This window comes from Hydrogenophaga soli (assembly GCF_054777695.1).
Genome location: NZ_BAAHAK010000013.1, coordinates 1 through 12,260, shown reverse-complemented (window position 1 = coordinate 12,260; position 12,260 = coordinate 1). Strand labels below are relative to the sequence as shown.

12 protein-coding genes and 1 pseudogene are annotated in these 12,260 nt (G+C 64.2%); 1 reads left to right on the top strand and 12 read right to left on the bottom strand.

Annotation, left to right across the window (positions count from 1 at the left end; translation table 11 throughout):
• Nucleotides 1-5 precede the first annotated feature (5 nt).
• The 11 genes from ACYVB7_RS18580 to ACYVB7_RS18530 form a co-directional block, all read right to left on the bottom strand.
• Nucleotides 6-1,145 carry a mannitol dehydrogenase family protein gene (locus ACYVB7_RS18580; protein WP_460510241.1) on the bottom strand — a complete coding sequence of 380 codons (1,140 nt, stop codon included), beginning with the start codon at nt 1,143-1,145 and terminating at the stop codon, nt 6-8.
• Entirely contained in the window at nt 1,145-2,155 is a 1,011-nt protein-coding gene (locus ACYVB7_RS18575; RefSeq protein ID WP_460510240.1) for a zinc-binding alcohol dehydrogenase family protein, read from the bottom strand. The genes ACYVB7_RS18580 and ACYVB7_RS18575 overlap by 1 nt, the downstream gene beginning before the upstream one ends.
• An 18-nt stretch (nt 2,156-2,173) precedes the next feature.
• Nucleotides 2,174-2,518: an L-rhamnose mutarotase gene (locus ACYVB7_RS18570; RefSeq protein WP_460510391.1), complete on the bottom strand. Its 345-nt coding sequence runs from the start codon at nt 2,516-2,518 to the stop codon at nt 2,174-2,176.
• A 38-nt stretch (nt 2,519-2,556) separates the two neighbouring features.
• Nucleotides 2,557-3,333 carry an SDR family oxidoreductase gene (locus ACYVB7_RS18565; protein WP_460510238.1) on the bottom strand — a complete coding sequence of 259 codons (777 nt, stop codon included), beginning with the start codon at nt 3,331-3,333 and terminating at the stop codon, nt 2,557-2,559.
• Between the two features lie 14 nt (nt 3,334-3,347).
• The gene (locus ACYVB7_RS18560; protein WP_460510236.1) at nt 3,348-4,226 is read right to left on the bottom strand and encodes an amidohydrolase family protein; all 879 of its coding nucleotides are present in this window, start codon (nt 4,224-4,226) and stop codon (nt 3,348-3,350) included.
• Nucleotides 4,226-5,515 (bottom strand): L-fuconate dehydratase, encoded by a 1,290-nt coding sequence (locus tag ACYVB7_RS18555; RefSeq protein ID WP_460510234.1) that lies wholly within the window; start codon nt 5,513-5,515, stop codon nt 4,226-4,228. The genes ACYVB7_RS18560 and ACYVB7_RS18555 overlap by 1 nt, the downstream gene beginning before the upstream one ends.
• Nucleotides 5,516-5,548: 33 nt before the next feature.
• Nucleotides 5,549-6,403 (bottom strand): fumarylacetoacetate hydrolase family protein, encoded by an 855-nt coding sequence (locus ACYVB7_RS18550; protein ID WP_460510232.1) that lies wholly within the window; start codon nt 6,401-6,403, stop codon nt 5,549-5,551.
• An 81-nt stretch (nt 6,404-6,484) separates the two neighbouring features.
• Nucleotides 6,485-7,426 (bottom strand): ABC transporter substrate-binding protein, encoded by a 942-nt coding sequence (locus ACYVB7_RS18545; RefSeq protein ID WP_460510230.1) that lies wholly within the window; start codon nt 7,424-7,426, stop codon nt 6,485-6,487.
• 74 nt (nt 7,427-7,500) lie between these two features.
• A complete protein-coding gene (locus tag ACYVB7_RS18540; protein ID WP_460510228.1) occupies nt 7,501-8,499 on the bottom strand; it encodes an ABC transporter permease in 999 nt (332 codons plus the stop codon).
• Between the two features lie 43 nt (nt 8,500-8,542).
• Entirely contained in the window at nt 8,543-10,054 is a 1,512-nt protein-coding gene (locus ACYVB7_RS18535; protein WP_460510226.1) for a sugar ABC transporter ATP-binding protein, read from the bottom strand.
• Nucleotides 10,055-10,086: 32 nt separating this feature from the next.
• Nucleotides 10,087-10,848, bottom strand: a complete 762-nt coding sequence (locus ACYVB7_RS18530) for a Rossmann-fold NAD(P)-binding domain-containing protein (RefSeq protein ID WP_460510224.1) — start codon at nt 10,846-10,848, stop codon at nt 10,087-10,089.
• 174 nt (nt 10,849-11,022) lie between these two features.
• Here ACYVB7_RS18530 and ACYVB7_RS18525 point away from each other — a divergent pair, with 174 nt between their 5' ends.
• Nucleotides 11,023-11,844, top strand: a complete 822-nt coding sequence (locus tag ACYVB7_RS18525) for an IclR family transcriptional regulator (protein WP_460510222.1) — start codon at nt 11,023-11,025, stop codon at nt 11,842-11,844.
• Between the two features lie 6 nt (nt 11,845-11,850).
• Here ACYVB7_RS18525 and ACYVB7_RS18520 read toward each other — a convergent pair.
• A pseudogene (locus tag ACYVB7_RS18520) lies at nt 11,851-12,260 on the bottom strand (methyl-accepting chemotaxis protein); the annotation flags it as partial.

Genomic DNA, 12,260 nt, shown 5'->3' with positions numbered 1-12,260 from the left:
GAAGGTCAGTTCGTGTCCTGCAGCACCTGCTGCAGGCGGGGAAAGGCCAGCGACAAGCCCTGGCTTTCCGCCCACTGGATGAAGGCACCAATGCGCCGTTGCTTCTTGAGGGCGTGGTTCTGGGCGATGTCGACCAGGCGATGGGCCAGGAAGGGGTTGAGCAATCGGTCCCGCACCTGGGCGATGTAGCCCTGGACCTGTGCGCCCTGGCCCACCGCATCAAACACCGGCCACACCTCGTGTTGCCAAATGTGTTCCAGCAAATCCCGCATCACGGGGTATTGCATGGCCTGCAACACGGTCATGTCGGCGCCTTGGGCCAGCTTCAACCACAGGTCGGCCAGCACGGTGTGCCCCAGGTTCAACACATGGAGCTTCTGCTTCTCAAAAACCGCCAGGTTGTCGGTGAGCACAATGTCGGGGTGACGGCACGGCAGCTGCAGCCCGGGCTGGTTTTCCACGGCCCACAGGGCGTACGGCTCGGCCACCGCACCCACGGGCTCCAAGGCCTCGGACACGATGCGGTCCACCAGCGAATTGCCCCACACCACACCGCGGGGCAACCAATCCATGAACGCGGCGTCGCATTGCCATGCGCTCGCCAGCTGTGCCACGGTGGCATGCAGCTGGTCCCCATTGTTGGCAACCAGCTCGCAGGGCAACACCGTCAAGGCTTGCTGGGGCACGTGTTGCCAACGGTCGTGCAACAACACCAGCAGCTTGGCCGGAAAGGACTCGGGGGCCGCCTGCCCCGTGGCCAGCAGGTGCGGGCCGTCGGTGTCGTGCAGCAACCAGCCGCTGTCACCTGTGTTGGAGATGACCACGGCGGTGCCGTTGCACATGTCTGCACGCACCTCGTCCCATTGGGTGCGGGCGTTCAGGGCCTTGCGGATGGCGCGGCAGGTCTTTTCCGTGGTGACGGCCTGGCCCTCGGACAGGCCGCGCACCACCACTGGGTAGCCCTCGGGGCGGCAGAAGGCCTGGGTCCGCTGCGAGCTGGCCGGATTTTGCGTGCTTTGCACCACGGTGATGCCGCCCAGGGCCTCGCCCCGGTCCAGCGCCTCGGACACGAACAAGTCCACATGCGCTTGCAGAAAGCGGCTGGTTCCAAACTGCAATATGGGGTTGACCCGACGATCGGCCATCAGCACTCCACAATGGCCTTGATGACCGCCTGCTGCGGGTCCAGCAAACGTTCAAACGCGGTGGGCAGTTCGGCCAGCTGAAGCCGATGGGTGGCCAGTGCCTGATCGGGCACGTCGCCACGGCGCATGGCGGCCATCACGGTTTCGAAGTCTTCCACCGTGGCGTTGCGGCTGCTCAACAGCGTGGCTTCACGTTTGTGGAACTCGGGGTCGGAAAAGCTGATGTTGCCCTGCACGATGGACACCAGCACATACCGCCCGCCGTGGGCGATGAAGCGGAACCCCCGCTCCATGGCCTGGGGATTGCCGGTGGCGTCGAACACCACGTCGAAAAACTCCCCTTGGGTGAGTGCCGACAAACGGTCTTCGTCGCCCTCGCCCAGCGCCACCGCCGCCGTGGCACCCGCGTGCTGGGCGGCAAAGTCAAGCCGGTCCTGGCGGCCATCCAAGGCCACCACCGTTGCGCCCCGCAGCCGGGCAAAAATCATGGCGGCCAAACCGATGGGGCCCGCCCCCACCACCAGCACGCGCTGCCCCGCGGCCACATCGCCCCGGCGCACCGCGTGGGCCCCGATGGCCAAGAATTCCAGCATGGCCGCCTGGTCCAAGGAGATGCCCTCGGCCTTGTGCACAAAGGCCTGCGGCACGCTGAGGTACTCGGCCATGGCCCCGTCGCGGTGAACCCCCAGCACCTGGATGTGGGTGCAACAGTTGGTCTTGCCCTGGCGGCAGGCCACGCAGCGGCCACACGACAGGTAGGGCATGACATACACCCTGTCCCCCACGTTCAGACCGGCGTCGGCATCGGCCTCGTCCACCGTTCCCGAAAACTCGTGCCCCATCACACGGGGATAGCTCAGGTAGGGCTGGTGGCCGGTGAAGATGTGCAAGTCGGTCCCACACACACCCACCCGGCGCACCCGGATCAGCACCTCACCGGGCTGGCGCACCGGTTTTTCACTGTGCTGGGCCACCAGATCACGGGGCGAAGCGCAAACAACAGACAACATTTTTCAAGATCCTGAAAATCAGGAGCCCACGGGGCTCCACTCGAACACGGGTTTCATGAACACCCATTTCTCACCGTCGGGGGTCCATGGCGTGGGGCGCTGAAAGGTCCACATGAGTTCCTCCCAGCGTTGGATGACCGGATCGTTCTCGCTGGCCTGGCGCATGCGCTCGGGGGTGTATCGGGTGGGGTCCACCTCCATCAGCATGAACATGCGGGTGCCCAGGCGGTAGATGTCCATGCGCGTCACGCCCTGGGCTTGCAGGTGTGCCAACACCTCGGGCCACACCGCCTGGTGGTAACGCTCGTATTCGGCGATCAGCTGGGGGTCGTCGGCCAGGTCCAGGGCCAGCGCATAACGCACAGGTGCACCCGGGACACTGGAAAGGGTGTGGTCTGCACTCATGTCAGCGCCCGATCCAGGTGGGTGTAACCCCCGTCGACAAAACACCACTGGCCCGTGGTGTGCGACGACATGGGCGACAGCAAAAACACGCAGGTGCGGGCCATTTCCTCGGCCGTGGTCATGCGCTGACCCAGCGGAATCTTGCGCGTGATGTCGGCCAGCTTGGCCTCTGGGTCGGGGAAGGTGGCAATCCAGCGCTGGTACAGCGGCGTCATGACCTCGGCGGGAATCAGGGCATTGACGCGCACGCCGTCAGCCAGCAAGGAGGCGGCCCATTCGCGGGTGAGCGACAGCTGGGCGCCCTTGGAGGCGGTGTACCCGCTGGTGCCGCCCTGCCCGGTCACCGCCGTCTTGGAGGACACGTTGACGATGCTGCCGCGCGTGGCCTTGAGGTGGGGCACACACAGGTGAGCCATGGTGTAGTAGTGCACCAGGTTGCGGTGGAGCGAGGCCACAAAGGCATCCGGACCCGCGTCCAACCCCACGCCGTCGTTGACGCCTGCGTTGTTCACCAAACCATCCAGACGGCCCCAGCGTTGAATGACCCGGTCAACCGCCACCCGGCATGCGTCGGCGTCGGACAGTTCCACCTGTTCAAACTGGCAACCCTGCGGGTGGCTGGCCAGTTGCTGCCACCAGTCGTCAGCGGGTTTGCTTTTGGAGAAGACCACCACGATGGCGCCTTCCTGGGCCAGCACCTCGGAGATGGCGCCGCCAATGCCCGCGCCACCGCCGGTGACGATGAAGACTTTGTGCTTGAGTTGCAAATCCATGAAAAAACTCCTGTTCAGTCGGCCCACTGGTAGCAGCGCTGGGCGTTGTCGGCCCAAAAGGCCTGCTGCTGCGACTCGCTCAAACGGCTGCTGGCCCAGTGGTTGGAAAGGGCATGCACCTCGGCCATGGGCACGGCCACTTCGCACACCGGCCAATCCGATCCATACAAGATCCGGTCCGGACCAAAGCAGTCCAGCACGTGGTCCATGACCTGGTGAATGAGGGTGCGTTGCACCGCGCTGAGTCCTTGGGGCGACACACCCCCCAGTTCGGTCACCAGGCCGGACAACTTGCACACCACATGGGGCAAACGGGCCAGCGCCTGGATGTGACTGCGCCACAGGCGCAGGGGCTCGGCATCGCCCTCCAAGGTGGCCGCCAACGGGGGTTTGGCGGCATGGTCCAGCACCAGCCAATGATTGCCATGGCGGGCGCAGAAATCCAACACCTGGCGGCCCAATTGGTGGCTGTACACCAGCACGTCGTACACCAGGCCCAGGCGCTGCACCGTGGCCAGGGCGCGGTTCACCTGCACCTGCTGCACCCAGGCGTCCACATCGGGCTCACCCTGCAGCACATGGCGCACGCCCCTGAAACGGGGGTGTTCAGCCCAATGCGCCAGACGGTCCGCTGCGGTGGGGGCGGTGAGGTCCACCCACCCCACCACGGCCCGAATCCGCGGGTCTTGGGCCGCCATGGCCAGCAAGTCGGCGTTTTCGGCTTCGATGGTGCGGGCCTGCACCGCCACACACCCACTCACCCCGGCTTCGGTCCAGCCCGGTTGGGCATCGGCAGCCAAACGATCCCGCTGCAAGACCCCGAGGTCGGGGGTGATCCAGGGATAGTCTTCGGGCCGATAACGCCAGAAGTGCTGATGGCTGTCGATCTTCATCACGGCAGGGCTTGCGGACGGTGTTGGTACTGCGCCAACGACTCCGCCTTCATTTCGATGGAAAAGCCCGGGCGGCTGGGCGGCATGTAGGCCGCGTTGCGCACCACGCAGGGGTCGACAAAGTGCTCGTGCAGGTGGTCCACGTATTCGATGACACGGCCCTCGCGGGTGCCCGCAATGCACAGGTAGTCGATCATGGACAGGTGCTGCACGTACTCACACAGGCCCACCCCCCCGGCATGCGGGCACACCGGCAGGTTGTGTTTGGCGGCCATGAGCATGACGGCCAGGATTTCGTTGACGCCGCCCAGGCGGCACGAGTCGATCTGCACCACGTCGATGGCACCGCGCATGATGAGCTGTTTGAAGATGATGCGGTTCTGGCACATCTCGCCCGTGGCCACCTGCACCGGGTACACCCCGGCACGGATGACGCGATGGCCTTCCACATCGTCCGGGCTGGTGGGTTCCTCAATGAACCAGGGCTGGGCAAACGCCAGCTGCCGCACCCAATCCACCGCCTGGTCGACTTCCCACACCTGGTTGGCGTCGATCATCAGTTTGCGATCAGGCCCCAGCACCTCCCGGGCGATGCGAAGGCGGCGGATGTCGTCCTCCAGGTCACGCCCCACCTTGAGCTTGATGTGGTTGAAGCCCGCGTCCACGGCCTCTTGGCACAGTCGGCGCAGTTTGTCATCGTCATACCCCAGCCAGCCCGCTGACGTGGTGTAGCAGGGGTAACCTTCGGCGCGCAGCGTTGCGATGCGCTCGGCCTTGCCCTGGGCACGCTGGCGCAACAGCGCCAGTGCGTCTTGCGGGGTGATGCAATCGGTGATGTAGCGGAAGTCGATGCAGCGCACCAGCTCTTCGGGTGACATTTCCGCCACCAGTTGCCACAGGGGCAAGCCCCGCATCTTGGCCCACAAGTCCCACACGGCGTTGACAACGGCGCCCGTGGCCAGGTGGATGGCCCCTTTGTCAGGGCCGATCCAGCGCAACTGGCTGTCGGAGGTGATGAAACGCCAAAAGCGCCCCATGTCCTCGACCACCCAGTCCATGTCCAGCCCCACCACCAGGTGGCGCATGGCCTCGATGGCGGCGCAGCAGACTTCGTTGCCGCGCCCGATGGTGAAGGTCAACCCATGGCCCTGCAGTGTCGGATCGTCGGTTTCCAGAACCACATACGCTGCCGAATAGTCGGGATCGGGGTTCATGGCGTCCGACCCGTCCAAGCGGGTGGAGGTGGGGAAGCGCACGTCCAGGACGCGCATGGACCGGATGACAGTCATGGGTGAAAGCGATTTGAAAAGTACGGAAAGAACTCAGGCGTCGACAGTGCGCTGCATCTGCGTGCCCAAGCCGTCAATGCCCAGTTGCATGACTTGCCCGGCACGCAGGTAGGTGGGGGGCTTCTTGCCCATGCCCACCCCGGGTGGCGTGCCGGTGGAAATGACGTCGCCCGGCTGCAGGCTCATGAACTGGCTGAGGTAGCTGATGAGGAAGTCCACCCGGTACACCATGGTGCGGGTGCTGCCGTTTTGCTGGCGCTGGCCGTCCACGTCCAGCCACATGCCCAGGTTGTGGGGGTCGGGCACCTCGTCGGCCGTCACCAGCCAGGGGCCCAGGGGACCAAAGGTGTCGCAGCCTTTGCCCTTGTCCCAGGTGCCGCTGCGGTCCAGCTGGTACTCGCGTTCCGAGATGTCGTTGATGACGCAATACCCCGCCACATGCGACAGCGCATCTTCCTGGCGGATGTAGGCACCGCCGCGGCCAATCACCACGCCCAGCTCCACTTCCCAGTCGGTCTTGAGCGACCCGCGGGGAATGCGAACGTCATCGTTGGGGCCGATGATGGCGCTGGTCCATTTGTTGAAGACCACCGGCTCGGGAGGCACCTGCATGCCGCTTTCCGCCGCGTGGTCGGAGTAGTTGAGGCCGATGCAGACGAACTTGCCCACACGGCCCACACAAGGCCCCAGACGCAAGCCTTGTTGCGGCGCCCCATCCACCAGCGGCAGGCTGTCGGGGTCCACGGCTTTCAGGCGCTCCAGACCCTCGGGGCACAACACGTCACCCGCGATGTCGGTCACCAACGCGCTGAGGTCCCGCACACGGCCTTGAGCGTCCAGCATGCCGGGTTTTTCGTGGCCAACGGGGCCATATCGCAACAATTTCACTTGATTTGCCTCTGGGGAAAGAATAAAAGAGAGGGAATCACCCCCGGTGACAGCCCCCGCAGGGGCCATCACCACAGGCGATCAGTCGTACAGAACCGCAGCCACCTTGGGGTCGTTGATGTTGGTCTTGTCGTAGTAGTAGAAGCCGGTGTCGATGATCTTGGGCAGCTTCTCACCCTTGATGGCCTTGACCGCTGCTTCCACCGTGCGGTAGCCAATGCCCACGGGGTTCTGGGTGATGGAGCCGGCGATGGTGCCGTCGTTGATCATGTCCTTCTGGGCCTTGCCAGAGTCGAAGCCGATGATCACCACGCCGGTTTTCTTGGCTTCCTTCATGCCCTTGCCGGCACCGATGGCCCCGGGTTCGTTGGTGCCGAAAATGCCCTTGAGCTTGGGGTGGGCCTGCAACAGGGTCTTGGCGATTTCAGCCGACTTGAGCTGATCGCCACCGTACTGGACATCCACCACCTTGATCTTGGGGTACTTGGCCTTGATCTGGTTCAGGAAACCGTCGCGACGGTCCACGCCGGTGCGGCTGGTCTGGTCGTGGGCGATCACGGCCACTTCACCTTCGCCGCCAATCTTTTCGGCCAGTTTGTCGGCGGCCAGGGCCGCGGCGGCCACGTTGTCCGTGGTGGCGGTGGTGACGGGGATGTCGCTGTCCACACCCGAGTCAAACGCAATGACGTGAATCTTGGCGGCCTGGGCCTTTTTCAGCAGCGGAATGGCGGCCTTGCTGTCCAGCGCGGCAAAGCCCAGCGCCTGGGGCTTCTTGGCGATGGCGGCCGACAACATGTCGATCTGCTTGTCCACCTGCTGCTCGGTTTCAGGTCCCTCAAACGACACCTTGACCTTGAATTCCTTGGCCGCCTGGTCCGCCCCTTGCTTGACGGCCTGCCAGAACTGGTGATTGAACCCCTTGGACACCAGGGGGATGTACACCTCCTGGGCATTCACGGCCGGGCCAAAGCCCGCCAATGCCAGCACGGCGGACAGAGCCACGAGTTTGCGTTTGGTGATCATGAAAAGTCTCCTTTGATTGAACGCACGGTGAAAAAGCAAAGCACGGTTGAATTGCGCCGCGACGGCCCTGGGGATCAGGACTTGTTGCGTCGAAGGTTGTCGGTGTAGACGGCCAAAATGATGATCAGGCCCGTCAACACCATCTGCCACTCCTGGGCCACCGACATGATGCGCAGCCCGTTGATCAGCACACTCATGATGAAAGCGCCGATCACCGTGCCCAGGATGGTTCCCACGCCCCCACTGAGGGACGTTCCGCCAATCACCACGGCGGCAATGGCGTCAAGTTCGTAGCCCTGCCCCAGCGCAGGCTGGGCCGAGTTCAGGCGGGAGGCAATCAGCAGCCCCGAGATGGCGCAAATGCCCCCGCTGAAGGTGTAGACGACCACCTTCCAGCGATCCACGTTGACGCCCGACAGGCGCACCGCCTCTTCGTTGCTGCCCAAGGCAAAGGTGTAGCGCCCCAACAGGGTTTTGTTGAGCACCAGCGACGACACCCCCGCCACCACAAAGAACACCAGCACCCCGGTGGGCAGGGGCATCCAGTCGCCCAACACCGAACCCAGCGAGATCTGGTCGAAGCCCTCCACATCGTTGAAGTAGATGGGACGGGTCTGGGTGATGATGAGCGACAGGCCTTTGAGCAACATCATCATGCCCAGCGTGGCAATGAATGGCGGCACCCGCAAGCGCGTGATGGTCAAGCCGGAAATGGCCCCCACCAGGGCCCCCACCACCAGGGTCAACGGAATCCCGGCCCACATGGGCAAACCCATCTTGACCATGAAGACCCCGCCCATGACGGCGCAGAACGTCATCAGCACGCCCACCGACAGGTCAATGCCCGAGGTGATGATGACGAAGGTGCTGGCAATGGCCAGCACCCCGATCACCGTGGTGGATTGCAGGATGCCGATGATGTTGTCCTGCGTCATGAACGCATCGGGACGCAACACCGAGAACACGGCAATCAGCGCCACCAAACTGGCAAAGGCCAGCAGCTTTTGCTTGGCCTGGCCCGACCAGGCGAACTTGACGGGCGATGGCTGGGAGGAAGAAGCGGGAGTGGTCATGAACAAACGGTCAGAAATGGCTTGAATACAAAGGGGTGGGCACTCAGGCCAACGCGGTGCGCTGCGTGGCCAGCGCCATGATTTGCTCCTGGGTGGCGGTGTCGCCCGGCAGTTCGCCGGTGATGCGGCCTTCACACATCACCACCACCCGGTGGCTCAGCAACAGCACCTCAGGCAGCTCGGACGAAATGACCACAATGGCCCGCCCTTGCGCCGCCAACTCGTTGAGCAGGTGGTGGATCTCGGCCTTGGCCCCCACGTCAATGCCCCGGGTGGGTTCGTCGATGAACAACACCTGGCAATCCCGCAGCAGCCACTTGGCCATGACCACCTTTTGCTGATTGCCCCCGGACAACAAACGCACCGTCTGGTCCAGCCCCGGGGTTTTCACCCGCAGCTTCTTCACCAGCTCGTGGGCGTGCTCGCGCATGGCCTTGTGGTGCAGCCAACCCACCCCACGCTTGAAGCGGTGCAGGCTGGCCAAGGTGACGTTGGCCTCCACATTCATGCCCGTGGCCAGGCCCAGCATCTTGCGGTCCTCGGAGAGGTAGCCAATGCCCGCTTGCACCGCATCCTTGGGGGAGCGGATGTCGATTTTTTGGCCATCCACCCAGATGTCGCCGGACTCGCGGCGGTCGGCCCCAAACACCAGACGGGCCAGCTCGGTGCGCCCCGCCCCCATCAGACCGGCCAGGCCCACGATCTCGCCTCGCCGCACCGTCAGGCTGGCGTTTTGCACCGCCCGGCCCCGACTCAGGCCCTTCACCTCCAGCAGCACGGGGTTGCCGGACGTGTCAGGCACCTCTTTGACATGGGCCTTGATCTCCCGCCCCACCATCATGGCCACCACCTGGGGCATGGGCGTGTCGGCGGGCACGGAGGCGATGGTCTTGCCATCACGCATCACCGTCAGCCGATCGGCAATGCGCTGGATCTCATCCATCTTGTGGGAGATGTAGACAATGCCCACCCCCTCGTCACGCAACTGCCGGATGACCCGGAACAGCTCCTCCACCTCACGGGTGTTGAGCGCGGCTGTGGGCTCGTCCATGATGAGCACCCGCGAACGGAACGTGAGCGCCTTGGCAATCTCCACCATCTGCTGGGCCGCCACCGTCAAGCCCGACACCTGCGCAGCCGGGTCAAGCTTGACGTTCAGGTGCTCGAACAGCACGGCGGCGTCGCGGTTCAGGCGCCCCTCGTCCAACCAACCCCAGCGGTGAGCCTCCCGCCCGATGTACATGTTCTGCGCCACCGTGAGGTGCTGCGCCAGGTGCAACTCCTGGTGAACAATGCCCACCCCTTTGGCCTGGGCTTGCGCGGGGGTGTGAAAGTCCACCTCCTCGCCGTGCACCCACAACCGCCCGCTGTCCTTGCGGTACACACCGGCCAGGATTTTCATCAGCGTGGACTTGCCCGCACCGTTCTCCCCCATCAGGGCATGCACTTCACCACCGCGAAGATCGAACGACACATCGTCCAACGCGACCACACCCGGAAAGGCCTTGCCCAAGCCCTCGGCCCGGATCAAACACGCTGCGTCTTTGGCGTCCATGACTGCTTTGATGTGTTGACTGCGATGCGGCTTCAGATGGTGACGCCACCGTCCACCAACAGCGCCTGCCCTGACACAAACCGCGACTCGTCGCTGGCCAGGTACACCACCATGGGCGTGATGTCATCCACCGTGGCCAGACGCCCCATGGGCTGACGGGCAATGAAATCCTTTTCAGCTTGCACCGGATCAGCGGCGGACGCAATGCGGCCACGCAAAGAAGGTGTATCCACCGTGCCCGGACACAGCGCATTGGCACGCAAACCCTGCTTCACATAGTCCGCCGCCAGCGACTTGGTCAACCCGATGACCGCGGCCTTGGTGGCCCCATAGGCGCAGCGGTTGACAAATCCCTTGATGCTGGACGCCATGGACGCCATGTTGATGACCGACGCCGTGCCACCCGACTCCGCCACGCGGGCCAGCATGCCCGGCAGCAAGGCACGGGTGACGCGGTACATGCCGTGCACGTTGATGTCGAAGCTGCGCATCCAATCCTCGTCCGACCCGTCCAGCAGCGTGCCGTTGGTCACGATGCCCGCGCAGTTGAACAACACATCCACCGCACCCACGCTGGCCGCCACCGACTGCACCTGGGCATCGCTGCACACGTCCATGACCTGCACGGCTATGGCGGGGTGTTCATAGGCCAGCTCCTGCAGCAACGCCGCATTCACATCGGTGGCCACCACCCGAGCACCTTCCTGGGCACAGGCAATGGCACTGGCCCGGCCAATGCCCTGCGCCGCGGCGGTGATGAAAACGGTTTTGCCTGCAAGTCTGTCGTTGGCCATGTGAGTGTTTGTATATAAACTGTTGATTCACTGATGAAAATCATAAACACCACCAACCATCAAAAACACCCAGGAAAACCCTATGACCATTCAGAACAAGCAAACTTTGAAAACATCGGCTAACCTGCCACCCTGTTCATCACTGATGAACCCGACCATTCACCATTGATTTTCATGAGCGACGTCAACGCATCCACCTCCCCCGCCGAGGCAGCGGACAAGTACCGGGCACCTGCCCTGGACAAAGGTCTGGACATCCTGGAACTGCTGGCCAGCCAGCCCCAAGGCCTGACACGCGCCGAAATCGTCAAGGAAATGGGGCGTGGCCCCAGTGAGATCTACCGCATGCTGGAGCGGCTGGTGGCCCGGCAGTACGTGCGTCGCAGCGCCGGAGGTGACCGCTACGCCCTGAGCCTGAAGCTGTTTGCGCTGGCCAACATGCACCCCCCGCTGAGTCGGCTCATCAACCAGGCGCTGCCCATCATGGACGAGTTCTCGCGCCGGGCCGAGCAGTCGTGCCACCTGGGTGTGTACGACCGGGGCAACGTGCTCATCAGCGCCCAGATGAACAGCCCACGGGGCTGGAGCTTTTCCGTCCAACGCGGCAGCCGGGTGAGTTTGCTGGACACGGCTTCGGGCCATTTGCTGCTGGCCTTTGCCGACCCCGCCAGCCGTGACCGCATGCTGGCCGAACACCTGCCCTTGCAAGGCGAAAAACAGATCGACATGCCCGCCCTGCTCAACACCTTGTCCATGGTGCGACACGACGGCTACATCGACCGGGACAGCGCCCAGACCTTCGGGGTGACGGACATCGCCTTCCCCATCTGCGGCCCCGATGGCAGCGCCCTGGCGGCCCTCACCTGCCCCTACATCCGCCTGATCGACGGCTACATCAGCCCACCGCGTGAGCAGGTGCGGGAATACCTGCGCGAAGCCGCGGCCGCCCTGTCGCTGACCGACGGCGTGGCCGAGTTCCAGAAGAACATGCGCTGACGGCGCTCAGAACGTTTCCCAGTCCTCATCCCCACCCTTGGCCTTGGGCGCGATGGCCGTGCTGGTGGAGGTGGCCGCTGCCGTCGCTCCGGGCAGCTTGGCTGTCGGCTTGGGCTCCGCCGCCGACTTGCCCGCCGCCGGTTTGGCGCTGGCCTTGGCACTGGCTTGGGCCGCCGGCAGCGCTTTGGCCGCCGTCTTCACCGGGGCCGCCAGGGAACGGGCCGCCGGGGCTTTGCGCTGAGCCGCCGCGGGTGTGGCGTGTGCTGCCGCCGCTGCGCGGGGTGCGCTGGCCCGCTGGCCGTCTTGGGCCGAGAGTTTGAACACGGCCACGGTCTGCACCAGGTCTTGCGCCTGGGTGTTGAGTGACGAGGCCGCTGCCGCCATTTCTTCCACCAGCGCCGCGTTTTGCTGGGTCA